Below are 25,000 nucleotides of genomic sequence, written 5' to 3'. Positions count from 1 at the left end.
CTACCGTTCCATCGCTCCGCGTCACGAGGTTGACCGAGGTGGCACACCTGCCGTCCTCGGCGGAATAGGGCCCCTTTCGCGATCTCGATACGTTCGACGCGTTCGATCCCACGGCGGGGCGCGCCGGCGCCCGGAACCCCTCGCGGCGGCGCTTCAGCCGAGCTTCTGGATCGCGGCGACCGTGCGCTGGCACGCCTCCATGCACTCCTTGCAGACTGCATGCACAGCGGCATGCTTCTGGCACTCGGTCGCGCAGTCGGAGCAGAAGCCGAGGGCGGCCTTCGCGAGCTCGTTCGTGCGCTTTCCGCCGCGCGCGGCCACCTTGGAGAGGGCCTCCATCGTCGCGAGCATGTCGCTGACCGAGCCGAGGCACGCGGCCATCGACAGGTCGTTCGCCATCACCATCCCGATGCAGTGCGCGAGGCAGGCGTTGCCGGCCTTCATACACGCGAACGCCGCGTCGACGAGGGCGGCATCCCCGCCGTGGTGGTGGGCGTGGGGATCGGCCGCTTGCGCGACGGCGCTCTTCGCGCACGAGATCGTGCCGATGGCGAGGGCTGCGGTCCAAACGGAGCTTCCAACGAGGGCTTCGCGTCGATTCATGCGCCACCTATACGGCCACCGATCGGAGGCCGGCAACCTCTCCGCGCGCCGCCGGGCGCGAAATTGCTGCGCGTCGCTGCGCGACCGGGTGTAGCGCCTGCTTGCGGCCGAGTAAGGCCGCGTGAGAGGTTGACCGCCCACGGCGCCTCGGGCACCCTCAGTCGCGCCTTTCATGCGCATTGCGGTGCTCGCCAACGTGAAGCCCAATGCGCCCGCTGGCGCATCCGCCGCCCCCGACGCGTGGGCGGAGCTCGACTCGCCCGCGACCGTGGAGGCGATCGCGCGCGCGCTCCAGCTCGCCGGCCACGAGGTGGCCTCGTTCGAGGGGGACCTCGGGCTCGTCGAGGCGCTGCCTCGGTTCGGGCCGGACCTGTGCTTCAACCTGTGCGAGGGGCACTTCGGCGAGAGCCGCGAGAGCCACGTCCCGGCGCTCCTCGAGATGCTCCGGATCCCGTACACCGGCGCCGGTGTGCTCGCGCTCGCCGTGTCTCTCGACAAGCCCACCACGAAGACGCTTCTCCGGGCTCACGGGGTCCGCACCCCGCCCTCTCAGGTGTTTTCACGCGAGGACGAAGCGCTCGATCCGGACCTCGCGTTTCCGCTTTTCGTGAAACCCTCACGCGAAGGCTCCGGCATCGGCGTCACACGCAGCAGCCTCGTGCGCGACGAGGCGGCGCTCCGCGTCGAGGTCGCGCGCGTGCTCCGCGCCTACGCGCAGCCCGCGCTCGTCGAGCGGTTCGTCCGCGGGCGCGAGCTCACCGTCGGGCTCGTCGGCAACCTGGCGACGCCAACGGCGCGCCTCGCGGGGCGCGCGTGGCGTGGCCTCGCGCGCGCGGGCGGCCTTTATGTGCTCCCCGTGTACGAGATCGCACCCGAGGGTCTCCTCGCGAGCGGCGGGGTGGCTTACACGGGCCAGATCAAGACCCAGAATTGGGATGATCGCTGGCAGCGTGGGCGTCACTACCACTGTCCCGCGCCGCTCCCGCCCGCGACCGAGCGCGAGGTCGTGGAGCTCGCGGCTGCGACGTTCCGCGCGACCGGGTGCCGCGACTTCGCGCGGGTCGACGTGCGCCTCGACGAGGCCCACGGCGACGTCCCGTACGTACTCGAGATAAACCCGCTCCCAGGGCTCGCGCCCGGTGTCGCGGATTTGTGCTTCCAGGCGGCTGCGGCCGGTCTGCCCTACGACGAGCTCGTGCTCGGCGTGCTCGCGCAGGCCGTCGCGCGCCTCGGGCTCGGGGACTCGCGCGCGCGCGCGAAGCGCACCCCGCCCGAGCGCCTTCGTGCCCGCGCGCGCGGGTAGCGGTCGCGCCGGGGGCGCCTCGGCCCTCCCTCGGGAGGGGCGGGCCTAGGTGCTGGCGGTGGTCACGTACACCGCCGCGGTGGCGTTGCGTCCCGCGGCGCGGCGGAAGCCCGCATCGCGCACGGCCCCGTCGGCCAGCAGCGCGTCGACGATGCGGTCGCTCGCGTCGCCGTCGAGGCCGAGCCCTACGAGGTGCTCCGAGACCTGGCGCGGCGTCGCGCCCTTGGGGCCGCGCTCCGCGAAATACGCCACGGTGGCGGCGCGCGCCTTCGAGTCGTCGACCGCCACGGGGGCGGGTGGGGCCGGTCGCTTGGACGCGCGAGGTGCGCGAGGTGCGCGAGGTGCGCGAGGTGCGCGAGGTGCGCGAGGAGCCACGGGAGCGCGAGGAGCCACGCGCGGCGCAGCGGGAGCGCGAGGGGCCACGGCATCGCGAGGCGCGGGGCGACGCGCGGGCGTCGCGGTCGAGGGGGCCGCGGCCCCGTGAGCCCTCGCGGGGCTCGGCGCGTCGGGCTCGGAGAGAAGCTGTGAGAGCTCATCGATGGGCGCGGCGCGCAGTGCGCGGATGAGCGTCGCGGCGAACTCGGTGGCCATCGAGGCCAGCGTCTGCTGAAGCATGGTCCGCGGGATACCTGGCCCGGCTCCGCGGAGCAAGGCCCATGCGCGGCGCGCGCGACCGCCTTCGCGGACAGGGCGGGCGAGCGAGCTCTTGGCGGACAAATTTGGACAGATTCACGAGCCGCTCGAGCTCCTCCCGCTCGACGAGTCGGGTTACTCCGGTCACCCCGAGCGACGGACGAAGTGCGAGTCGAGAGAGTCGCCGAGCGAAGTCCGTGGTCCCTCTGGGCCGTGCTTGAGCGCGGGTCAGTCGAGGCCGCCGTCGCGGAGCCGCTCGCCGAAGCGCTTCTCGTCGAGCCACGGCTGGCCGCGGAGGGCGATGCACGTGTTCACCGCCGCCGACCCGCCGACGCGGGGTCCTCGGTGGCGCGGGCGGCGATCAAAGCGCCGGCCGCGCCCGCCCCCACCACGATGGACCCTCACCGCGAGGGCGCGCGGGCGCTCACGCCGCGCACTCCAATCGGGCACGCGACGCCCGTGCCGCCGAGGCCGCAGTACCCGCCTGGGTTCTTCGCGAGGTACTGCTGATGGTAGTCCTCGGCGTAGTAGAACGGGCCGGCGTCGACCACCTCGGTCGTGATCGCGCCGTGCCCGCCCTGCGTGAGCGCGGCCTGGTAAGCGGCCTTCGACCCGAGCGCGGCCTCGCGCTGCGTCGCGCCGAACGTGTACACGCCCGAGCGGTATTGCGTGCCGCGGTCGTTGCCCTGCCGCATGCCCTGCGTGGGATCGTGGCTCTCCCAGAAGCGCGCGAGCAGCGCCTCGTACGTGGTCTCGCGCGGGTCGTAAACGACCTTGACGACCTCGTTGTGACCCGTCTGCCCGGTGCACACCTGCTCGTAGGTCGGGTTCACCGTGTAGCCGCCAGAGTAGCCCACCATCGTGGAGTACACGCCGGGGGCCTGCCATAGCGCGCGCTCGGCGCCCCAGAAGCAGCCGAGTCCGAACATGGCCTCTTCCATTCCGGCGGGGAAGGGCGGCGCGAGCCGCGCTCCGCTCACGAAGTGGCGCTCGGGAGGGGCGATCGGCGCTGCGGCGCCTGGGAGGGCCTCCTCGGGGGTGGGCATTCGGGGCGAGCGGTCGAGGCGATCGAAGAGTCCCATGGTGGCCGATTGTCCGTTGCGGCGCCTCCCGCTGCAAGCTCGACCGGGCGCGGTGGTCGCGCGCGCGTCTGCCGCGGGAGGTGGTCAGCGCGCGAGCGGGACCTCGCGCCCGCGCGTGACATCGACGAAGGCACGCACGCGGGAAAACACCTCGCGGAGCTGGTAGTAGGGGGCCTTCTGGTAGCGCCGCGCGTCGGCGACCACTCCCTCGCACGCGACGCCCTTGCGCGCGCCGAGGTAGAGCGCGCGTGGCAGGTGGAAGGCCTGCGTGACGACGATCGCGGTCGCCGCGCCGTACGTGCCGCTCGCGCGCGCCATCGTGCTGTACGTGTCGACGCCACCGGCATCCTCCACGATGGCGGTCGGCGGCACGCCGCGCGCCTCGAGCCAGCGGCGCATGGCCCCGGGCTCGTCGTCGGCGCCGCTCACGAGCACCGTGGGCGCGCGACCCGCCCGATAGAGCCGGAGCGCGGTCTCGAGGCGATCGGCGAGGGCGTGGCTCAAGTGGCCGTCGGGGTAGACCCTCGCGCCGAGCACGACGATGACCTGCGCCGGGCGCGCGCGCTCTTCGTCGACCACACGCGCGGCGCCGTCGCGGTAGACGAACGCGCTGGGGACGAGCGTGCTGATCGCGAGCAGGGCGCCTGCGGCGAGGGCGGCGAGCCGCCGACGCCGCGAGCGGGCCGGGGACGAAGAACGTGCAGGTTGCAACTACCAGCCGAGTCGGTAGCCGAGCTCGAGCCCGGCCCCGGAGAGGGACTCCGCGACGGGGTCCTTCGACACCGCCCCGCTGGCGCGGACCGCGCCCTCGACGAAGAGCCAGCCGGGGCCGATCTCCGACTGCCCCCCGAGCGCGAAGCGGCCGCCCAGCAGCGCGGCGCTGGACGTGACGCGTGTCGTGCCCGTCGCGAACGTCGCGCGCTGAAACCCGACCTCCGGCGCGATGGTCGCGTACGGCGCCACGACGGCGTGAGGGAACAGACGGAGGGAGAGGGGCACCCCCACGATCGCGTCGAAGTGCGAGCCCGTGTCGCCGAGCGGCGTCGGGCTGTAGCTGTCCGCCGAGGCGACCTGGGGCTCGAAGCGCGCGAGCGTGACCGAGGGGCCGACGGCGAAGTTGACGCGGCTCCCGAGGGGCATGCGATAGGCGGTGCTCGCCGTGAGCTGGCGACCGCCGTGTCCGGTGAAGAGGGTACCGACGCCGCCGCCGAGCCCGACCTCGTAGCCACGATCGGCGACACCACTCGTGCCGTCGGCGCGGCGCCGGGGCGCGTCCGGCGCGGGCACCGTGAGGAGGTTCGACTCCGCCTTCCCGCCGCCTCGCCGCACCGTGACGAAGAACGGGCGCGGCGACGCCGGGAAGCGGACGCCGAGCAGGGCTCGGGTGCCCTCTCGAGTGACGCCGGTGATCTCGACGCCGTTGGAGGCGATCGCGGTGATGCCCTCGGTCGACAACGTCGCGCCGGTGCCCGAGCGGAGCTCGATCGCGACCACGCCGCGCGCCTCGGCGGGGTGCGACTCGGCGAACGCCGCGGTCGCGGTGAAGCGCTGGAAGAGCTCGGGTACTTTGGTTCCGCCCGGGGCCGAGGGCACGTCACCGCCGCGCATCACGACCCCTGCGCGGTGGGGGCTGAGCCGGCACGAGAGCTCGTGGGCCACGGTCGCGTCGACGTCGAAGAGCGACGCGGGATCGGCGCTCCCGTCGGCGCCGCAGAGGACGAAATCGCCGGGAGAGACCCCGAGCGCTGCCCGGCCCGGGGTCGTCTCGCGCGCGCTCGCCCGAACGACCACGAGCATCGCCACGGCTCCGGGCGGCCCCTCGAACTTGTCGTCGTCGATCGCCGCCACGCGCAGGTAGTAAGTGCCTGGCGTGAGCCCGCGCGCGTCGATCGTGGTCTTGGTGCGCGGCACCACCGCGTTCGTGATGAGGTCGTCGAGCTTGGGATCGCGGGCGAGCTGCACGCGGAACGACGCCGCGGCGACCGCCGTCGCGCCGGGCGTCGTGGGCCCGTCGGCGAACGACGCGGTGACGTTGCCGCGATCGTCGCCGTCCGCGAACACCACCTCCGGCGGTGCGGCCCTCCACACCGGCGGGGCCGGCAGCGGGCGCGGCGGCGTGGGCGCCTTGCCCTCCTCGGCCTTCGACCCGAACCCCGTGGGGACCACCACGGACCTCTTGCTCGCGTCCAGCGTCGCGCTCCCGCCGTGGACGGCGAGGCGCGTCGTCTTGGTGGCGTCGACGTCGACGCGCGCTTGACCCTGGGCCATCGTGACGCGCGCGCCGCCCGCGGTGTCGACGTTCACCTTGCGCTTGCCCGAGAGCTCGCCGAGCCGCGCCTGGAGCGCACCGCTCACGAGCGTCGCGTGGGCGGGCTCGCGGCGCGCCGCCCCGAGCACGTCGCCCAAGATGATGACGAGGCTCTCCTCGCCCACGCGGAGCTGCGTCTCGTCGCGGAACGTGACGTTGGCCGAAGACGCGTCGGCGGTGGTGACGCGGTTCGTGCGGAAGAGCGGGTCGTTCACGGCCGCCTTCTTCGACGCCTGCGCCTGCACGGTGACCTGGTTTCGCACGAACGTCACCCGCGCGTCGGGCGCGGCCGCGGCCTCCTCGGGGGGCGGCAGATGGAGCACGGTCCCGGGCTTCAGGTAGTGGGGCAGTGGGCCGAGCGAGGGGTTCGCCTTGTGGATGAGGTCGACCCGCCGACGATCGCCGTAAGCGCGCTGCGCGATCGCGCTGCAGCCGTCGCCGAGCCGGGTCGTGTAGTCGCTGTTGGGTTTCTGTGCCTGCGCCGCGGTGGGAGAGAGCGCCGCCGCAGCCATCGCGGCGCGCAGCCCCCACTGGGAGACCCGTGCCCGTGAGAAGTCCCGAAGAGGCACCGCTGGCCTACCTTCCGCGCCGCACTAGGCGCATGATTTTTTTGACAATTTCGTCGTTGGCGGCGGACGCGAGCGCCACGTCACTGGCTCCGCCGCGCACGAGCCGCGCCGTGTCCTCCGCGTCGCGGGCGCCCACCGCCAGCAGCGGCCCGCGCCCCCTCGCCACGAGCACCGCGTCGCCGGTGGCGTCGCCGCGCCCGATCACGAGCGCCTTCACGGTGCGCCCGGCGGCCACGTCGGGGCCAGGGGGGGAGTCCCCGAGGTGCACGTGACCGTAGAGCCCGTGGACGGCGAGGGCCGAGCGCAGCTCGGAGGCGCGGTCGGGGTCGTCGAGCCACAGCACGACCGCCGCGCCCGTCGCCACGGGCGCGATGCCGCCAGCGCTCGCGGCCTCGCCCACGCCCGTGATCGCACGATCGCTGCGGGACAGCGCGGCCATCCGCGAGCGCTCCAGCGCGCCTCGATCGGCGAACGCGGCGAAGTCCGTGCCGCGAAAGACGCTCGTGAGCTCCTCGCGCATCGCGCGGGCCGTCGGGCGGTCCTCGGGTCGCTTCGCCAACGCGCGCGCCACGAGCTCCTCGAGGCCGCGCGACACCTCCGGCTTCACGCCGCTCTCCGCGAGCCGCGGGGGATCGACGAACATGTGCTGCACCATGAGCCCCGACGCGCCGCTCGAGTCGAATGGGGTGGTCCCGGTGAGCGCTTCGAAGAGCATGATCCCCACCGCGTAGATGTCCGCCTCGGGCCCGACGTGGACGCCCTTGCACTGCTCGGGCGCCATGTAGTGCGGTGTCCCGCGCACCGTGCCTGTCTCGGTCAAGCGCTGCGCGCCCTCCTCTCCCGCGAGGAACGCGATCCCGAAGTCGAGCACCTTGACCCGCTCAGCGCGGTCCTTCGCGGGCACCAGCATCACGTTCTCGGGCTTCAGATCGCGGTGCACGATCCCCGCGTCGTGTGCGGCCTCGATGACCGCCAAGAGCTCGTCGAAGATCGGCGCCACGCGGAGCCGCGCGATGGGGGTCTTGTCCTTGGCGATCACGTCCGCCAACGCGACCCCGGCGATGAGCTCCATCGCCATGTAGAGCTCGCCCCCGAGCTCGCCGAAATCGAGCACGGACACGATGCCCGGGTGGCGGAGGCGCGCGAGGATCACGGCCTCGCGCCGGAAGCGCGCGCGAAACTCGGGGCGGGCGGCCCACGCCGCCTTGAGGAACTTCACCGCCAGCGGCTCGCCGAGCTCCACATGGGTCGCTCGGTACACGATGCCCATGCCGCCCTCGCCGAGCACCGAGTCGAGGCGGTATTTGCCAGCGAGCACCGTGCCGATGCGCGGATCGGGCAGCACGTGCCCGCAGATGGTGCACGCGCGCAGGCCGTCGAGGGGGGTGCCGCAAGACGGGCAAGGGCCGAGCGTGGCGTCGGGGGCGCCCGAGCTCTGGGGAGCGGCGAGGCCGTCGGGGGGAAAGGTCATGGCAGTGCCTCCTCGAACACGCTAGACCACGAGCTCGAAGAGCTCGACGGGTTCTCGTTTCCCGCGGAGGGCGTGCGGACCGAGCGAACGCAGCTCGTACGCGTCGCCCACGGCGAGCGCCGTCTCCGACGACACGAGCGTCTGGCCGGCCTGCGCGAGGTTCTCGAGCCGCGCCGCGGTGTTGACCGTGTCGCCGATGGCCGTGAACTCCATGCGCGTCTCGCTGCCCAGGTTACCCACGAGGGCCTCGCCGGAGGTGACCCCGACGCCGAGCCTGACGTCGAAGTTGTACCTGGCCTTCCAGTCGGCCGCCTGGGTCTCGACGAAGCGGTGCATGTCCTCCGCGGCGGCCAGCGCCCGCTCGGCGTGGTCGGGCTGGTCCTCCGTGGCGCCGAACACGGCCATGATGCAGTCGCCCATGAACTTGTCGACCATGCCCCCGTGCCGAAACACCACCTCGGAGAGGATGGAGAACACCTCGTTCAGAAACGCGACCACCGCCTCCGGCGACGAGCGCTCCGCGAACGAGGTGAACGACGCGATGTCGGCGAACACGACGCTCACCGGGCGCCGCTCGCCGCCGAGCGCGATCGTGCGCGTGCCGTCGGCGATGGAGCGCGCCAGCGCCCCGGGCAGGTAGCGCGAGAGCTGCGCCTCGACGACCGTCTTCTTGGCGATCTCGGCCTCGCCGGCCTTGATCGAGCTCGCCATCTCGCCGAGCGCGTCGCCCAGCTCCTCGAGCTCGTCGCCGGTGCGCACCCCCGCGCGGGCGTCGAACTCACGGCGCCCAAGTCGCCTCGACAGGCCGACCAGCGCCTCGATCGGGCGCGTGGAGCGCGCCGCGAGCGCGCCCCCGAGGACGACGGCGAAGAGCGCCGCGCCGAAGAGCGCGAGCACGAACGCGCGCTGCGTTTCGCGCAGCGCGGCCAGGCTGTCGCGCTCGGGTCGCTGAACCACCGCGAGCCACTTGTGCCTGGCGAGTGTGCTGAACGCCGCGCGAGTGGGCTCGCCGTCCGGCCCCGCGTACGTGCCCGTGGCGCCCTGAAACGACACGTCCCAGTGGATGGTCCCTGGGTCCATCGCCGCAAACATGTACTTTCCACGCAACGACTCGCCGACCTTCACGCTGGCGCCGGGCGCGATCGCGACGACCCGCAGCTCGTCGTCGGCGAGGAGCACGGCGTCTCGGCCCTTGTCGCCGAAGCGGTCGGAGGCCACCGAGCCGACCAGGCGCGAGAGGGCGCCCGGCTCGAGGTACGCGCGGACGAACCCAGTGGTCTTGCCGCCCGCCTTCAGCGGCTCGACGTAGGTGAGCGCGTCGACCGAGGCGTCGGCCGGGGCCTCGGCGCGCGCCCACGCGGCGCCGTCGCGCTCGGCGGAGGCCCGCAGCGCAGCGGGGAGGGGGGTCTTCGCGACGGCGGCCGCCGGACCGCCCTTGGTCGCGCGGGTGATGGCGTCGATGTAGCCGCCCTCGGCGTCGTACACGACGAGCGTCGCGAGGGTCTCGGCGCTCTCGACCTCGGCCTTGGCGAGCGCGATGAGGTTCGCGCCCGCCTCGGGATCGCGCTCGGACGCGGCCGAAGCGCTCGTGAGGAGGAGGCCGACCCGGTGGGCGGTGTCGGAAGCCGACCCCACCGCGAACGAGACCGACTGGGTGGTCTGCGACGCCACGGCGGCCTGGAGCGCGGTCTCCGACGCGATGAGACCGCTCCGCTGCAGCCGGAGGGCGAGCGGTCCGAGCCCGACGAGGGGGACCAGCGCGGTCCCCAAGAGCGCGAGTGACCACTTGGTGCGAAGCGAGAGACCCCGAGGACGCATTCGGACAGATCTAAAGCATTTCCCGTGCCGGGGGCGGTGGGTCAGTCGCGCAGCCCGCGGGCCGCCTTCAAGTTGTACCGCTGGACGAGGCGGTGGAGGTTCATGCGGTCCATCTTCGCCTTGCGGGCAGCGCGGCTGACGTTCCCGCCGGCCCATTCCATGAGCGCCGTGAGGTAGGCGCACTCGAACTCGCAGAGGGCCTCCTCCTTCGCCTCGCGGAACGAGGCGCTGAGGTCCCACACCCTCACGCCCGACGCGCCTGCCTCGGGGGCCTTGCGCGGAGGCGCCCCGTCCACCTGCTGGAGGACGACCGCGCGCTCCACGTAGTTGCGAAGCTCCCGCACGTTGCCGGGCCACGGCTGGCGCGCGAGATCGGCCATCACCTCGGCCGTGAAAAGGTGCGCGGAGGCGTGAGCCTCGAGCGCGTCGATGAACGCACGCACGAGCAGCGCGACGTCTTCCGGCCGCTCGCGGAGCGGCGGCACACGCACCGCGACGACCGAGAGCCGGAAAAAGAGGTCCTCGCGGAAGCGCCCCTCGTTGACCTCGCGTTCGAGCTGTCGGTTCGTGGCGGCGATCACGCGGACGTCGATCTTGCGTGTCGTGGTCTCCCCGAGGCGCCGGATCTCTCGGGCCTCCAGGGCCCGGAGGAGCTTCGGCTGAAGCTCGAGCGGCAGCTCGCCGATCTCGTCGAGGAACACCGTGCCGCCGTTCGCGGACTCGAAGGCGCCCGCGCGCTCGCGGTCGGCGCCCGTGAAGGCCCCGCGCAGGTGCCCGAAGAGCTCCGACTCGATGAGATTCGGCGAGATCGCGCTGCAGTCGACGACGACGAAGGGCTTCCGGGCGCGCGCCCCGCGGCGAACGATCTCGGCGGCGACGAGCTCCTTGCCGGTGCCGCTCTCGCCCTCGATCAGCACGTTCGTGTCGTGGGCCGCGACCCTCGCCAAGATCGCGAAGAGCCGCTGCATGGCGTTCGAGCTACCGTACAGATCTCCAAAGGTCGCCTGGTCGAGGATCTCCACCTCGGTCTCGCTCGGCAGCTCGGTCACGCGGACGCGCGACTCGCCGAGCTCGAGCACGGCCTCGGGCACCGTGAGCTCGCCATCCCGGACGCGCACGCCGTGGATCGCCGTCCCGTTGCGTGAGCCGGTGTCGAGCAGGCGCCACGCCGACCGCTCGCGGAGAAGCTGAAGGTGGAACCGCGAGACCATCGGATCGGTGAGGACCACGTCGTTGCTCTCGTGTGAGCCGACCCGCACCCGGTCGCCGTCGATGGTGACCGAGCGGCTCGCGGCGTCGCCCGCCTCGCGCTCCACCGTGAGCCGCAGCCGCGGCGCGGCCACGGACTTCGCGAACTTGGGCGTGGTCTCGCCTTCGAGCGTGCGCGCGGTTGGGTTCATCATGCGCGCAACACTACAAGATGTCCCGGGCATCGTCGTGCCGCATCTTGACCGCAACGGTGAGGCGTCGACCCCGCACGTCTGTGCGCGAGAGCGCGCGTTTCGCAGGGCGCGACCGCTTGGCCCGCGCCGTGCATGCGCCGTCGCGTCGAATCGGCGGGTTTGTCGCACCACCGCCGCGGAATGAGGTACTCAGCGCCATGGCCTTCATCGAAGACTTCAAGAAGTTCGCGTTCAAGGGGAACGTCGTCGACCTCGCGGTCGGCGTCATCATCGGCGGAGCGTTCGGAAAGATCGTCTCCGGGCTGGTCGACTTTCTCATCATGCCGCTGGTGTCGGTCGTGATGCCGAGCGGCAACTGGAAAGAGCTGAAGTGGGTGCTCCGCGACGCCCCGAAGCCGGAGGACGTCGTGGCGGTGAAGTACGGCGCGCTCGCCGGCTCGCTGCTCGATTTCCTGGTCGTGGCGCTCGTCCTCTTCATCTTCGTTTCGAAGATCATGGGCAAGAAGGACCCCCCGCCCTCCACGAAAGAGTGCCCGCTCTGCCTCTCCGACGTGCCCATCAAGGCCAAGAAATGCAAGGCTTGCACCTCCGATCTCCCCGACCCCGCCTGAGGCGCCGGCGCGTGTTGGACTTCCGGCTCCGAATGCCGGTAGCCTTGCGGCGCGCCATCTCGCCAGTGCCCACTGAGCCCCCTGTTCCCCGCTGAGGATCCGATTTCATGAGAGCTCGTTCACTTTTCGCCGCCTCGCTCGCCACTCTGACCGGGCTCGCGCTCACCCTCCACGGGGGCGCGGCGTCGGCGCAGCAAGTGCCGCAGACGACCGGGTTCGCCGTCAGCAAATTCGAGCCTTCGGAGCGCGGCAGCGAATGGTTCGCGCAAGACTCGATGGACTACCGCGGGAAGCTGCGACCTTCGATCGGCATCGTGGGCGAGTACGTGTACCGCCCGCTCGTGATCTACAACGCGGACGGCTCGGTGCAGAACTCGGTCGTACGAAACCAGCTCCTCGCGCACCTCGGCGCGAGCGTCGTGCTCTTCGAGCGCCTGCGCCTCGGCGTGAACCTCCCCGTGGCCCTCTACAACGACGGGCATACGGGCACCTTCCGCGGTACGCAGTTCGCTTCGCCGCCGAAGGAGCAGGGCATCGGTGATCTCCGCCTCGCGCTCGATTTCCGAGTCGCGGGCGACCCGACCGGCCCGCTGCGGTTCGGCGTCGGCAGCCGCTTCTGGCTCCCCACCGGCAGCCAAGAGAACTACCTCGGTGACGGCAGCGCGCGCGTCGCGCCGCACCTCAACGTGTCGGGCGACGTGGGGATCCTGGCGTACTCGGCGCGCGCCGGCGTCAACATTCGCCTCCGCGACCAGCCGTTCGCCCAGGCCGCGGTGGGCACCGAGCTGCTCCTCGGCGGCGCGGTCGGTCTCCACGTGCTCGACAAGAAGCTCATGGTCGGGCCCGAGGTGAACCTCGCCACGACGGTCTCGGAGAACCCCGACGGCACGAGCGCTGCGTTCGGCAAGCGCACGACCCCCGTCGAGGGCCTGTTCGGCGTGCACTACACCGCCGGCCCCGTGCGCTTCGGCGCGGGCGCGGGCACCGGTTTCACGCGCGGGTTCGGCTCGCCGCAGGCCCGCGTTCTGCTCAACGTCGAGTACCAGCCCGAGATCAAGATCATCACCGATCGCGACGGCGACGGCATCCTCGACAAGGACGACGCCTGCCCCGACGTGAAGGGCGTGCCGAGCGACGACGTGTCGAAGCACGGCTGCCCGCCCGAGGCGCCGAAGGACACCGATCGTGACGGCATCCTCGACACCGACGACGCCTGCGTCGACGTGCCCGGCGTGAAGACCGACGATCCCCGCACGAGCGGCTGCCCCTCCGACAAGGACAAGGACGGCATCTACGACAAGGACGACGCGTGCGTCGACGTGCCCGGCGTGCGCCACCAGGACCCCGCGAAGAACGGGTGCCCGGCCGACTCCGACGGCGACGGCGTCATCGACGCGAACGACGCGTGCCCGGACAAGCCCGGCCTGAAGTCGAACGATCCCAAGACCAACGGGTGCCCCGACACCGACCGCGACAAGGACGGCGTCCTCAACGACGTGGACGCGTGCCCCGACGAGCCCGGCAAGCCCGACCCGGATCCGAAGCGCAACGGCTGCCCGAAGGCGTTCGTGCAGGCGGGGGTCATCAAGATCCTTGACCAAGTGAAGTTCAAGACGGCGAGCGCACTCATCCTCCCCGGTCGCGAGAGCGAGGAGGTCCTCGAGGCGGTGCTCAAGGTCATGACCGATCACCCCGAGATCAAGGCCGTCAGCGTCGAAGGCCACACCGACTCGCAGGGTGCGGCGGCCAAGAACAAGCGCCTCAGCGCGGACCGCGCGGCGTCCGTCGTCAAGTGGCTCACGGTGCACGGCATCGACAAGTCGCGCCTCTCGAGCGTGGGCTACGGCCAGGAGAAGCCCATCGACTCCAACGAGACGCCGGCGGGTCGCCAGAACAATCGCCGCGTCGAGTTCCACATCGTCGACGAGAAGGCGGTCCCGGCCCCGGCGGCCACGCCGGCGCCCGCTGCCGCGAAGCCCGCTGCCGCGAAGCCCGCCGCCGCGAAGCCCGCCGCCGCGAAGCCCGCCGCCAAGCCGGCCAAGAAGTAGCGCCCGGGGCTAAGGCCCCGACGAGCGTGCCCCGTCGAGCGTGCCCTCCCCCGGGGGGCGCGCTCGACGCGTCATCGCCGCGCGCGACGACACTTCGACGACGCGACGACTTGCGGTACGACGGGATCGACCCTGCCATGAACGAAGCCCTCTCCGCGCTCCGCTTCCACATCGTCGTCATCGCGGCCGCCGCCGCCCTCGTGTTCGGGACCCTGTTCCGCGGGACGTATTTCGTCGGAGTGGCCCTCGTCTGCGGCCTGGACTGGTGCATCGTCAACCTCCTGAACCGCGCGACCGACGTCGAGGAGGACCGCCTTAACGGCATCGTCGCCACCGAGCTCGTCGCGCGGCACGCGCGGGCGATCGTGATGGCGACCCTCGCGCTGCTCGTGGGCTCCCTCGTCCTCGGCTTCTTCGTCACGACACCCGAGCTCGCGCTGCTCCGGGTGGTCTTTCATGCGCTCGGGCTCGGATACAGCTTTCGCTACGTCCCCACGCCCCGCGGGCGCAAGCGCTTCAAGGACCTCTACGGTCTGAAGAACGGCGTGAGCGCCTTCATGTTCGTGCTCTCCGTGGGCTTCTACCCGCTCCTCGCCGAGGGGCCTCCGCGCACCGCCTCGGCCGCCGCGATCGCGTGCGTGCTCGCCTTCTTCTTCCTCTTCGAGCAGAGCTTCGAGGTGCTCTACGATCTCCGCGACGTCGAGGGCGACACGGCCGTCGGTGTACCCACCTATCCTGTCGTACACGGCGTCGAGGCGGCGGGCCGCATCGTCGTCGCGCTCTGCGTCGTCCCGATGGGCCTCCTCGTGGCGGGCCGCCTCACCCGGGCGATCACGGTGCGCGAGCTCCTCATGGTGGCGGCGCCCGTCGCCATGCTGGTCTTTCTCCGGATCCGCGGCCCGAAGAACGTGAGCCGCGCGGACTGCGTGGGGGCCACCTACGCGGGCGCCGGGCTCCTCGTCGTGTACCTCATCGGCACCACCCTCTGGGCGCGCGCCGGGCTGCCCCAAGACCTGTGAGCGCGCGCGCACGCGCCGCGCGGGCGCGGCCGCGCGCCCTTCAGAAGCCGCGCTGCCGGATGCGCTCGACGATCTGTCGGTAGAACTTTTTGTGGTCGAAGGTCTGGAGGTTCGTCCCGTCGATGTTGAGCTGCCCGACCTCCTTCATGTGGTCAGCCGGCACGCACTGCATGAACGTGCCCCACTTCGCGCTCTCGACCGTGACGAGGCCGTCGTTGACGCGCACCGGGAGACCTCGCTCGAGGATGATCGCCGAGGGGAGCAAGAACGACTGGGCGCTGTCGAGCTTCGAGGGCTCGTTCGGGTAGATGCCGTCGTCGCATACGCCGAGGCCGGCGCGCAGGTTCGTGCGGCCCGCGTAGCTCTCGTAGAGCACCCCAGGGGCATCCGCGTACTTGGGGTTGAACACCTCCCTCATGTACTTCTCGCTGATCTGCTCGAGCTGCGCGCGCAGGTTCGCGTCGCCCTGGAGCTGATACGCGGTGCGCTGCAGGAGCTTCAGCAACGTGGAGGTGGCCTTGTCGAATGTGTCGGGCGAGCTGCTCGCGAGCCGCATCACCACGTCGGCGATGTAGCTGCCGCGATGGGGCGTGGAGATGGTTGTGACGGAGGCGATCTTGGCGCCGTAGTCGAGGCCAGCCGGGCTCGCGAGCACGCGCGCGTCGAGACCGCCCTGGCTGTGCCCGACGAGCGCGACCTTCTTCTTCCCGGTGGCCGCGAGGATCTTGTCGATCTGTGCCTTGGCCTCGCGCGCGCGCACCTCGCTCGTCTCGTACGGGCTCACCTCGGTGACGAACACCTGGTCTTCGCCCACGCGCGCGAGCTCGGCGCGCACGCCGGCCCAGTACTCCACCCCGATCGTGCCGACGGTGAGCTGCTCGAAGCCGGCCATCCCGTGCATCAGCACGATCGGGTACGGAGCGCCGAGCGCTCGTTCGAGGTTATCCGGTGGGGTGGGCGGGGTGGCCTCGGGGCTCGGCACGAGCGGCGGCGAGGGGGCGTCCCGTGGCCCGGCGTCCGTGACGACCTCCGGGGTCGCCACCTCCTCGGGCGGCGATCCGCACGCCGCGCCAGCGAAGCCAGTGAGGCCCGCGAAGAGCGTCCGAGTGAAGAGCGTGAGGAGTGAGCGCTTCGGCATGGGGCACTCGGGAGGCCGCCAAGAAGCGGCCCGGACGCGACTCTACGAGCACGCGCGCAGAGGTCAAACCGAGGGCTGGTGATCGGTAGGAGGCTCGCTCACAGTGTGCGCGCGCCTCCTGGTGGCGCCCTGGCTGCGGTTCGGCTTTCGGCCGCGCGTGCTCTCGACGATGCTGTCGGGTTGAATCCCGGCCCGCGCGGGCCGTCTACCTCGCTCGCGTTCGCGCGCCGCCAGCCCTGCCGGGCGAATCGCCAAGGAGATCCACTAATGAAGAGGCTCGTCGCCGTCACCCTCGTAGGCTCGTTCGTCGCGTCCGTCGCCGCCGTCTGCCCGGCCGCCGACCCCAGAGACGACGTCAAGGCGGGCGGGAAGGGGGCGGTCACGCTGACCGTGGGGGGCCGCGTCGAGTCGTTCGACGGTTGCCGGATGCTCCGCGCCGACAAGACCAGCACCACCTGGGACTGCGCCGACATGCTCTCGAAGGTACGTGGCCGCGTCGGCGGCGTGTGCAAGGCGAACTGCGGCAAGAGCTGGTCGATCCAGCCCGGCGCGGGTGGCGTCGTGCGGGGCACCTGCGACGCGTGCCCGAAGGCGGCGAGCGGCAGCGGCGGCGGCAGCACGAATGGCGGCGGGACTCGGCCCGAGCCGGCGGCGTGCAACTGGCCGTCCTCCGGGGCCGACGTGGTGAACGAGACGGGCTCGCGGACCTTCTGCGAGGTCATCGTCACGCGTGGGAAGACGACGTGTCCGTCCCTCGCGGTCGGCGAGTCGCGGCCCGTGCGTGGCTACGCGGAGAGCGGGCGCGTCGCCGAGATCTACGCTGTGCGGTCGAAGGTCACGTTCCCGATGAGCTGCGACAAGGCGAAGCAGGGGAGGGCAGCGATCGAGGCCGAGCAGAAGTGCGAGGCCGAGCGTGATCGCCTGTCGAGCGAAGGCTCTGGCTCGAAGCGGAAGTACGCGGTCTACCGCACCGGCACGAGCGCCCCGCCCAAGTGCGTCGGCGAGAAGGCCGTGAAGGTCGGTGGGAACGACTGCGGCTACCGTTACTGCACGTTCACGGGAAGCGCAGGCGGACGCTGAGCTCCGCGGGCTCACAGGCTTCCCTCTTCGCCGGCTTGGGGGGATACTCCGCCGGATGCGCCTGCGACTAGCCACCTTTCGACGCCGCGGGTTGCCTCTGCTCGTGGTGGCGCTCGCGTGCGGGGCGTGCGCGGCGCTGAAAGAGAGCTCCTCCAACGACGCGGGCGCTTCGGGCGCTTCGGGCGATGCGCAGGCCGCGGACGCGTCGCCCCCGTCGGACGCCGAGGCGCCGGACGCCGCGGTGGTGGAGGGGGGGCCAACGCCCGATCGCGTGGCCCCTCCACTCGACTCCGTGTGCCCCGAGTGGGCCGAGAAGACGACGCCCGTCGCAGTGGGCAACGCGTGCGACGCGCGCCGGCGGATGCCCATCGACAACGGCGTCCTCACGCGCCGCCTGGGTGTGGCGGTGACCAGCGGCGGGCGCGTCGCCGCGGGCTACGGCCGGTTCAACTTCGACACGGCCTCCGAGCTCCGGGTCACACATTTCAGTGCGGCCTCGCCGTCGCTCGCCGACAAGGCGACGGTCGCTCTCGGCAACGGTCTCTCCAACCTGTGGGGCGAAGCGGTCGCCGTCGCGGCCGGCGAAGGCGACGAGGTCCACGTCGTCTCGAACGACTTCGACGAGGCCCCGAGAGGTCAGGTCGTGTACCGCCGCTTCGCCGGGGGCGCCCTCGGCGCGCCCTCCGTCGTGACCACCAACGTGCCGCGTGGGGCGCCGCTTGCGATCGCGGCGGGCAAGGCGGGCGAGCTCCTCGTCACCTCGTTCCAGCCGGCGGGAGGCGACGCGGCGCAAGGCGGCGTCGGGGTGGGGATGTACCGCCCCGGGGCCGCCGAGCGGTTCGGTCTGCCGTCGCCGTTCTCTACCACGGTCGACCCGCGTACGACGGTGTACGCGGGGGCCGCGTCGGTCGCGCGCGAGCCGAGCGGGCTGTTCCAGGCGTTTTACTGCGAGGCGCTGTCGGCGACCTTCGGGCAGCCCACGTCGATCTCGAAGGTGCGGTCGTACTCGACGGCCGGCGGGTGGGCGCCGGGCGCGACCGCGGTGCACAACCGCATTCCTGACGGCCTCTCGGGGCTCGATCCGGCGTTCGTATCGCGCGATGGTGTGCGCTACGCGACCTTCTTCCACCTGCCAGCCAACGGGGCCTCGGCGCAGCTCGTGTCGCTCGTGTGGACCGGCGAGGCCGAGCCGGTGGTCTCCGTCATCGAGCGCGACGTCAAGGTACCACCGCTCGGCGGCCCGCCCTCGTTCGCCCAAGCGCTCGCCGTCGACTCGTTCGGCCAGATGCACGTCGTGCTCCACCAGGAGAGACCAAGCTCGATCGCGAGCTCGGTGACCTACCTCCGGCAGACTCGCGTCGACGGGCTCACGCAGTGGATCCAAGAGGACGTCGATGACGAAGTCTCGGACCCCGGAACGCCTGGCCGCGTCGCCCTCGCCCTCGATTCACGTGACCGTCCGCATATCCTGTATTATACACAGAAGCGTCTGACGCTCGTCTACGCGACCCGCTTCGATCGGTGACGTCGAGCGGGCACCCGCGCGTTCCGAGGTCTTCGTCGAAAGCTAGCGCGCGTCGCGCAAGCTCGCGCGGGCCCACGCGGCGGCGGCCCCGAGCGCCACCCAGGAGAGCAGGACGCCGCGCCCGAGTGGGCTCTGCCCGAGCGGGACGCCTCCGAAGCCACCCCGGAACTGGACATAAGAGGCGCTCACCAGGAGCCGCTTGGACGCGAGCGCGCAGAGCAGGAGCGTCACGGCGAGCGTGGCGCCGCCGGCGCGCAGCAAGAGCCCCGAGCGCTGCTCGGCCACGCTGCGCGCCGCGATCGCGAGCGTGGCAGGGATGAGCGCCGCCGCGAGGAGCACGAGCGCGAGGTCGACCGCCGAGGGCAGGCGCGCCTGCGGCCCGAGGTAGAGGTAGGCCCAGTCGCCGTGGAACGCCGCGAAGTACCCGAGCACCGGGGCGTACACGAGCACGGCGAACGCGAGGGCCACTCGGAACGACCGGGTGCCTAGCGGCGTCCGGTCCGCGAGCGAGAGCTCGGCCCGCCCGTAGTAGGTGAGCACGAGCCCGATCAGGATCGCGACGAGTGGAGCGAGAAGGAGCGGCACGCGCGACAGCTCTAGCATCGCTGGAATGCGTGCACCAAACGCGTCGGGGAAGGCGCCCCAAAAGGGTGGTATAGGCCAGCCACTGTGGATCCAGCTGCCTTGAAAGAGCTGCTCGAGCGCGTGCGCTCGGGCGAGACAGAGCCCGACGCCGCGGTGACCGAGCTGCGCGACCTCCCCTTCGCCGAGCTGGGGTACGCGATGGTGGATCACCACCGCGCGCTCCGACAGGGCGTGCCGGAGGTGGTCTTCGGTCAGGGCAAGACCGCGGCGCAAGTCGCGGGAATCATGGGGGAGCTCGGGCGGCGCGGGGGCAACGTGCTCGTGACCCGCGTGGACGCAGGGCAGGCCGCCGACGTGCGCGCGCTCGTGCCCGCGGCTCGCTACGCCCCCGTGGCGCGCACGCTCACGCTCGAGCAGGCCCCCATTCCGCGGCTCTCCACGGGCCGCGTGGCGCTGGTGTCCGCCGGCACGAGCGATCTGCCGGTCGCGGAAGAATGCGCAGAGACCCTCCGCATGTTGGGCGTCGAGGTCGATCGCGTCATCGACGTAGGCGTCTCGGGCATCCACCGGCTGCTGCACAAGCGCTCGGTCCTGGAGGCAGCCGCGGTCGTCGTGGTGGTGGCCGGCATGGAGGGGGCGCTCCCCAGCGTCGTGGGCGGTCTGGTCGACGGGGCGGTCGTCTCCGTCCCCACTTCCATCGGCTACGGGGCTAATTTCCAGGGCCTCTCGGCGCTTCTCTGTATGCTGACGAGCTGCGCGTCCGGCATCACGGTCGTGAACATCGACAACGGGTTCGGAGGCGCGTTCGCGGCCGTGCGGATCCTGCGTTCGGCGAAGAAGGTCGGGGCACCATGACGGACGAAAAGAAGCCGAAGAAGCGCGACAAGACCCGCGAGCGGCCGAAGCCCACGCGTGAAGACCGACGGCCCCCGCGCAGCGGCGGGCGCGGCCCGGGTGGCCCCCCACGCAGCGGAGCCCCCGCTCGCGAGGGCGAAAGGCCCCCGCGCCCCGCCTCGGGACCGGGGGCCGGCGAGAGGCCCCCCTACCGTCCGCGCCACGACGCCCCTTCGGGTGAGCGCCCACCGCGTCGAGACGGCTCGCGTGACTCTGGCCGCCGCGAGGGCGGCTTCGGCCCGCCGGTGCCTCGCGAAGGTGGGCCCCGGGAAGGCGCGCCTCGCGACGACCGCCGCGGCCCGCCCTCCGGTGGCTTCGGGCCGCGGGCCGAATCGCGACCCCGCGTGTTCGACGCCGGCAGCGGTCGCCCCGATCGACGCCCGCCCGACGATCGTCGCGCCCGCGACGGCGGCTTCGCGCCCCCGCGTCGGGAGCCCCCCCCGCCGGCCGCGAGCGATCCCGGGTCCCTCGCGCGCCCGAAAATTCGACGCATCGTCGGGGCCGCCCCCGTCGAGGACGGCCCGCCCACGCAGAGAAAGAACCGGTTCGACGCCCTCGCCGAGGGCGCGACCGCCAAGGGGTCGGGAGACCCGGGCCCCGCGCTCGCTGCAAGCGGCGCCACGCCGCCGGCGCCCGCGCACGACGCCACCGGCGGGAGCGCTCCGCGTGCGCACGGGCACGTCCACACGCACGCGCACACTCACGAGGGAGCCCACGCGCACGAGCACCCCGCGGGGTCTGAGCACGAGCACGGGCACGAGCACGCGCATGACCACGCGCACGAGCACGCGCACGGGCACGAGCACGCGCATGACCACGCGCACGAGCACGCGCATGACCACGCGCACGAGCACGCGCATGCACGGGCACGAGCACGCGCATGACCACGCGCATGACCACGCGCATGACCACGCGCACGAGCGCGAGGGCGGTCGTGTGTCAGTGGCAGCCCTCGTCGAGGAGACCCTCGGCACCCAGCCGCCCGCGCCGCTCGAGTCGGCCCCGCGGCTCGAGGCCGGTGAGCTCGCATCGGCGACCGCCGAGCCTGCGCCACACGCGCATCCACACGCGCATCCACCCGCGCATCCACACGCGCATCCACACGCGCACGCGGATGCGCACGGGCTGCCGCGCCGCCACGCCCGCGACGAGCTGCCGCTCAACGCGGGCCGCGGCAAGGTGCTCTTCCTCGACGCTCCCTCGGGGCTCGCGGGCGACATGATCGTGGCCGCCCTCGTCGACCTTGGGGTGCCGGAGAGCGTGGTGATCGACGCGATCGCCAAGCTCGGCCTCTCGGGGTACTCGCTGGTCTTCGGAGGTCGCGAGCAGAGCGGCATCGTGGCGACCAAGTTCGACGTCGACGTCCACACGCCGCAGCCGGAGCGCACGTTCCGCGCGGTGCGCGCCATCCTCCTCGACTCGGAGCTGCCCCAGAAGGTCAAAGATCGCGCGCTCCTCATCTTCGAGCGGCTCGGCAAGGCCGAGGCGAAGGTGCACCGCATGCCGATCGACGACGTCCACTTCCACGAGGTCGGCGCCGTCGACGCGCTATGCGACGTCGTGGGCGCGGCCGCCGCGCTCGAATTCGTCGGCGCCGAGGTGGTCGTGTCGCCGCTGCCGATGGGGCGTGGCTTCGTCAATGCGCGCCACGGCGTGCTCCCGCTCCCGGCGCCGGCCACCGTCGAGTGCCTCACGGGGCTGCCCACCTACGACGCCGGCATCGAGGGCGAGCTCGTCACGCCGACGGGCGCGGCCATCGTCGGCGCCTCGGCTTCGCGCGCTGCGCGGTGGCCCAACATCCGCACCGACCGCGTCGGTTGGGGCGCGGGCACCCGCTCGCTCCCCGATCGCCCGAACCTGCTGCGCGCGGTGCTCGGCGCGTCGACGGTCGAGCCGGTGGTCACAGCCGCGGTGGGGACCCACTGTGTGCTCGAGGCGAACCTCGACGACGCGACCGGCGAGATCGTCGGACACTGCATCGAGACGCTCATCCGCGAGGGCGCGCTCGACGCCTGGGCGACTCCGACCACCACCAAGAAGGGGCGCCCCGGCCTCATTCTCGGCTGCCTCGTGCAGTCCGCGCTGAGCGAGCGCATCATCGCGGCGCTGCTCCGCGAGAGCACCACGATCGGGGTCCGTCGGACCGACGTCACGCGGGTCGCGCGGCCTCGCCGCGAGATCGTCGTGCAGACCTCCTACGGGCCCATCTCGGTCAAGGTGAGCGAGGGGCCCTTCGGCACGCCGCAGGCGAAGCCGGAGTTCGACGAGTGCGCGCGCGCGTCCACCTTCCACCGCGTGCCCGTGCGCGAGGTCATCGCGACCGCCATGACCGCCGCGCGCGCCGCCCTCGAGGCCGAGCGCTAGCCTAGAGCGCGACGACAGGGCTCCACCTCCCTCGCGCGCTCCGGCGTGGGGCGCGACCGCGCGCGCGCTCGGGAGCGGCGCGCACGATTGTTCCTTGACAGTTCGTCAAGGAAGCATCATTGACAGTTCGTCAGTTATGCCCCGGGCTCCCGATCACGAGAAACGCCTCGACCTCGCGCGCCGCGCGGTGGCCATCCTCGAGCGCGAGGGCATCGGCCTCTCGACCGAGCGGCTCGCCCTGGCGCTCGGAGTGAAGCGGCCCACGCTGCTCTACCACTTCCCCACGGTCGGCGACCTCGTCGAGGCCGCGCTCGTCGAGCTGCTCTCGCAGCAGGCGGTCTACGTCATCGCCGAGGTCGAGCGACACACGCACCCCATCGACCGCCTCTACGCGCAGCTCCGCGCGGTGCACGCCTTCCACGACGGGCGCGAGGCGCGCCTCGTCTTCCTCACGCAGGCGATCGCGGCGAGGGGGGGGGCGCGAGTCCCGGAGATCCTCGCGCGCGGCACCGAGGTGTTCGAGGCGTTCCGGCGCGCCGCGGCCGACCGCGTGCGCGCCGGGATCCTCCAGGGCATCGTCGCGCCGTGCGACGCCGACGCGCTCGTCGTCACGGTGCGAGCTTTGGTCGACGGCCTGATGTTCCACAAGGTCACGAGCCCCGCCCTCGCGCTCCCGCCGGTCCACGCGCTCGTGTGGGAGCGGCTCCTCGCGCCGCTCAAGCTCGAACCACGCGCGGCGTTGGCGCCCGCATCTGCATCTGCATCCGCGTCCGCGTCCGCGTCCAAATCCGCGTCGCGCGGCCCCCGTCGACGAACGAAGCCATCAACGAAGTCCTGAGCGCCCGTCGGCGCCTCACCTGGAGGTCTCAAATGTTCGGTGTCTCTCTCGGCCGTGGGCCTCGCCCTCTTCGCATCGCCTACGGGCGCCTCTTCCACGAGGCCAACGCCTGGTCGCCCGTTCTCACCGAGCTCTGTGACTTCGAGCGGCTCCACCACATGGCGGGCAGCGAGCTCGAGGCGGCGACCACGCTCCGTGGCACCGAGCTCAAGTCGTTCATGCCCCACGCGGAGCTCACGGGGTTTCGGCAGGCCGCGCGCCTCGCGGGCGACGTAGAGACCGTCCCGCTCCAGTCGTCGCTTGCGGTGCCCGGCGGCCCCCTCTCACGCGCGTGCTTCGACGGTCTGGTCGAGGGGCTCGTCGAGCGCATCCGCGAGGCGCTGCCGCTCGACGGCGTGTACCTCGCGCTCCACGGCTCGATGCAGGTCGACGGCCTCGAGGAGGCTCCCGAGGCGCACCTGCTCGCGCGGGTGCGTGAGCTCGTCGGCCCCGACGTGAAGCTCGCCGTGAGCTACGATCTGCACGCGAACCTCTCCGAAGGCCTGGTCGCGCCGGTCGACGTGCTCGTGGCCTACCGCACGAACCCCCACTGGGATCTCGCGCCCACCGGCTTTCGCGCGGGCAACCGCCTCATTCGCGCGCTCCGCGGGCAGATCCGCCCCACCCACGCGTGGCGCAAGCTGCCCATCGTGATCGGTGGGGGCAAGACCATCGACTTTCTCGCCCCGATGCGAGGGGTCTTCAAGTATCTGCGCGACCTCGAGAACGACCCACGGGTCGTGTCGGCGAGCCTCTTCATGGTGCATCCGTACACGAACGCCGAGCACCTCGGCTGGGCCGTGCATGTGTGCACCGACGGCGATCCCGCCCTCGCCGACAAGCTCGCCGACGAGCTCGCCGATCGCGCGTGGGAGGAGCGCGACGTCGCCTTGCCGCCGATGTACGGCGTCGACGAGGGGCTCCGCCGCGCCTCCGAGAGCCGCCTCCGCAAGCTCGGCCCGGTGACCCTCGTCGACTGCGACGACGTCGTGGGCGCCGGCGCGCCGGGTGGCAACACCCGGTTCGTCGAGGCGCTCGTCGGGCGCGGTCGCGACTGGGGCCTCGAGGCGTTCGTGCCCGTGCACGACCCGGAGCTCGTGGAGCAGCTGTGGGACGCGCCGCTCGGTGAACGCCGCGCGGTCACGCTGCGCGGCACCCCGGGGTACGGGGCGCCGCCCGTCGAGCTCGACGTCGTCGTCGCGGCCCGCGCGACCACCGACTCGGGGCGCACCCTTCGGCTCGACGCTCGCGCACCCGGCGCGGCGAGCGCGCAGGTCCACGTGGTCGTGTGCGACCGCGCGCCCCTGCCGATTCACCCGAGCTTCTGGTCTTTGGTGGGCCTGTCCGCGCGCTCGGCGGACGTCATCGTGCAGAAAAACTTCTTTCATTACAGGATGTTCTACGCGACCATCTCCTTCGAGCACTTGCCCGTCATCAGCGCGGGGGCGACCAGCTTCGACGCGGTCCGCGCCGCCGAGTACGTCGTGCCGATGGTGCCCGCAGCGCGCCTCGCCGACTGGCGGGCGTCGGATCCCGTGCTGCGGCGGCGCAAGCGCGCGGCGGTCACGGGGCCGTCGCCGCTGCCGTCACCGTCGCCCGTCGTGGAGGCCTGACCGCCGGCGGCGTCGAAGCACCTCACGCCGCCCAGGAGGTCCGAGATCGGAGCGCA

20 protein-coding genes are annotated in these 25,000 nt (G+C 72.2%); 10 read left to right on the top strand and 10 right to left on the bottom strand.

Features of this window, described 5'->3' with window-relative positions:
- Window positions 1–153: 153 nt before the first annotated feature.
- Window positions 154–603 carry a Csp1 family four helix bundle copper storage protein gene (locus IPQ09_29215; protein MBL0198226.1) on the bottom strand — a complete coding sequence of 150 codons (450 nt, stop codon included), beginning with the start codon at window positions 601–603 and terminating at the stop codon, window positions 154–156.
- 172 nt (window positions 604–775) lie between these two features.
- On the opposite strand from IPQ09_29215, the gene IPQ09_29210 reads away from it, so the two are divergent.
- A complete protein-coding gene (locus IPQ09_29210; GenBank protein MBL0198225.1) occupies window positions 776–1,906 on the top strand; it encodes a D-alanine--D-alanine ligase in 1,131 nt (376 codons plus the stop codon).
- A 45-nt stretch (window positions 1,907–1,951) separates the two neighbouring features.
- Here IPQ09_29210 and IPQ09_29205 read toward each other — a convergent pair whose 3' ends face one another.
- The 7 genes from IPQ09_29205 to IPQ09_29175 all read right to left on the bottom strand — a co-directional run bounded on the left by IPQ09_29205 (window position 1,952) and on the right by IPQ09_29175 (window position 11,220).
- A complete protein-coding gene (locus IPQ09_29205; protein ID MBL0198224.1) occupies window positions 1,952–2,194 on the bottom strand; it encodes a hypothetical protein in 243 nt (80 codons plus the stop codon).
- A gap of 746 nt (window positions 2,195–2,940) precedes the next feature.
- Window positions 2,941–3,621 (bottom strand): peptide-methionine (S)-S-oxide reductase MsrA, encoded by a 681-nt coding sequence (gene msrA / locus IPQ09_29200; GenBank protein ID MBL0198223.1) that lies wholly within the window; start codon window positions 3,619–3,621, stop codon window positions 2,941–2,943.
- Between the two features lie 84 nt (window positions 3,622–3,705).
- Window positions 3,706–4,332 (bottom strand): YdcF family protein, encoded by a 627-nt coding sequence (locus IPQ09_29195; GenBank protein ID MBL0198222.1) that lies wholly within the window; start codon window positions 4,330–4,332, stop codon window positions 3,706–3,708.
- Window positions 4,333–6,498 (bottom strand): LysM peptidoglycan-binding domain-containing protein, encoded by a 2,166-nt coding sequence (locus tag IPQ09_29190; GenBank protein MBL0198221.1) that lies wholly within the window; start codon window positions 6,496–6,498, stop codon window positions 4,333–4,335.
- Window positions 6,499–6,505: 7 nt separating this feature from the next.
- A complete protein-coding gene (locus IPQ09_29185) occupies window positions 6,506–7,969 on the bottom strand; it encodes a protein kinase (protein MBL0198220.1) in 1,464 nt (487 codons plus the stop codon).
- A 21-nt stretch (window positions 7,970–7,990) separates the two neighbouring features.
- On the bottom strand, window positions 7,991–9,787 hold the full coding sequence (locus tag IPQ09_29180) for a HAMP domain-containing protein (protein ID MBL0198219.1): 1,797 nt from the start codon (window positions 9,785–9,787) through the stop codon (window positions 7,991–7,993).
- A gap of 41 nt (window positions 9,788–9,828) precedes the next feature.
- Window positions 9,829–11,220, bottom strand: a complete 1,392-nt coding sequence (locus tag IPQ09_29175) for a sigma 54-dependent Fis family transcriptional regulator (GenBank protein ID MBL0198218.1) — start codon at window positions 11,218–11,220, stop codon at window positions 9,829–9,831.
- A 167-nt stretch (window positions 11,221–11,387) separates the two neighbouring features.
- Between IPQ09_29175 and mscL the strand changes: the two genes are divergently transcribed.
- From mscL to IPQ09_29160, 3 genes are all read left to right on the top strand, one after another.
- Window positions 11,388–11,801 (top strand): large conductance mechanosensitive channel protein MscL, encoded by a 414-nt coding sequence (mscL, locus tag IPQ09_29170; GenBank protein ID MBL0198217.1) that lies wholly within the window; start codon window positions 11,388–11,390, stop codon window positions 11,799–11,801.
- 107 nt (window positions 11,802–11,908) lie between these two features.
- The gene (locus IPQ09_29165; protein MBL0198216.1) at window positions 11,909–13,849 is read left to right on the top strand and encodes an OmpA family protein; all 1,941 of its coding nucleotides are present in this window, start codon (window positions 11,909–11,911) and stop codon (window positions 13,847–13,849) included.
- Between the two features lie 137 nt (window positions 13,850–13,986).
- The gene (locus IPQ09_29160; protein MBL0198215.1) at window positions 13,987–14,868 is read left to right on the top strand and encodes a UbiA family prenyltransferase; all 882 of its coding nucleotides are present in this window, start codon (window positions 13,987–13,989) and stop codon (window positions 14,866–14,868) included.
- Window positions 14,869–14,908: 40 nt separating this feature from the next.
- On the opposite strand, the gene IPQ09_29155 is transcribed toward IPQ09_29160, so the two are convergent.
- The gene (locus IPQ09_29155; GenBank protein MBL0198214.1) at window positions 14,909–16,006 is read right to left on the bottom strand and encodes an alpha/beta fold hydrolase; all 1,098 of its coding nucleotides are present in this window, start codon (window positions 16,004–16,006) and stop codon (window positions 14,909–14,911) included.
- 267 nt (window positions 16,007–16,273) lie between these two features.
- Between IPQ09_29155 and IPQ09_29150 the strand changes: the two genes are divergently transcribed.
- Both IPQ09_29150 and IPQ09_29145 read left to right on the top strand, forming a co-directional pair.
- Window positions 16,274–17,086, top strand: coding sequence for a hypothetical protein (locus IPQ09_29150; GenBank protein ID MBL0198213.1), 813 nt, complete (start codon window positions 16,274–16,276; stop codon window positions 17,084–17,086).
- A gap of 55 nt (window positions 17,087–17,141) precedes the next feature.
- On the top strand, window positions 17,142–18,611 hold the full coding sequence (locus tag IPQ09_29145; GenBank protein ID MBL0198212.1) for a hypothetical protein: 1,470 nt from the start codon (window positions 17,142–17,144) through the stop codon (window positions 18,609–18,611).
- 42 nt (window positions 18,612–18,653) lie between these two features.
- Here IPQ09_29145 and IPQ09_29140 read toward each other — a convergent pair whose 3' ends face one another.
- On the bottom strand, window positions 18,654–19,196 hold the full coding sequence (locus IPQ09_29140; GenBank protein MBL0198211.1) for a hypothetical protein: 543 nt from the start codon (window positions 19,194–19,196) through the stop codon (window positions 18,654–18,656).
- An 84-nt stretch (window positions 19,197–19,280) separates the two neighbouring features.
- Here IPQ09_29140 and larB point away from each other — a divergent pair, with 84 nt between their 5' ends.
- From larB to IPQ09_29120, 4 genes are all read left to right on the top strand, one after another.
- The gene (gene larB, locus IPQ09_29135; GenBank protein ID MBL0198210.1) at window positions 19,281–20,051 is read left to right on the top strand and encodes a nickel pincer cofactor biosynthesis protein LarB; all 771 of its coding nucleotides are present in this window, start codon (window positions 19,281–19,283) and stop codon (window positions 20,049–20,051) included.
- An 807-nt stretch (window positions 20,052–20,858) separates the two neighbouring features.
- The gene (gene larC / locus IPQ09_29130) at window positions 20,859–22,454 is read left to right on the top strand and encodes a nickel pincer cofactor biosynthesis protein LarC (GenBank protein MBL0198209.1); all 1,596 of its coding nucleotides are present in this window, start codon (window positions 20,859–20,861) and stop codon (window positions 22,452–22,454) included.
- Between the two features lie 136 nt (window positions 22,455–22,590).
- Window positions 22,591–23,292: a TetR/AcrR family transcriptional regulator gene (locus IPQ09_29125; protein MBL0198208.1), complete on the top strand. Its 702-nt coding sequence runs from the start codon at window positions 22,591–22,593 to the stop codon at window positions 23,290–23,292.
- Between the two features lie 32 nt (window positions 23,293–23,324).
- Window positions 23,325–24,944 (top strand): M81 family metallopeptidase, encoded by a 1,620-nt coding sequence (locus IPQ09_29120; protein ID MBL0198207.1) that lies wholly within the window; start codon window positions 23,325–23,327, stop codon window positions 24,942–24,944.
- The last annotated feature ends 56 nt before the right edge of the window (window positions 24,945–25,000 follow it).

The organism is Myxococcales bacterium, assembly GCA_016720545.1.
Taxonomy (GTDB): Bacteria; Myxococcota_A; Polyangia; order Polyangiales; family Polyangiaceae; genus JAAFHV01.
This window is presented reverse-complemented; position numbering and strand designations above follow the sequence as displayed.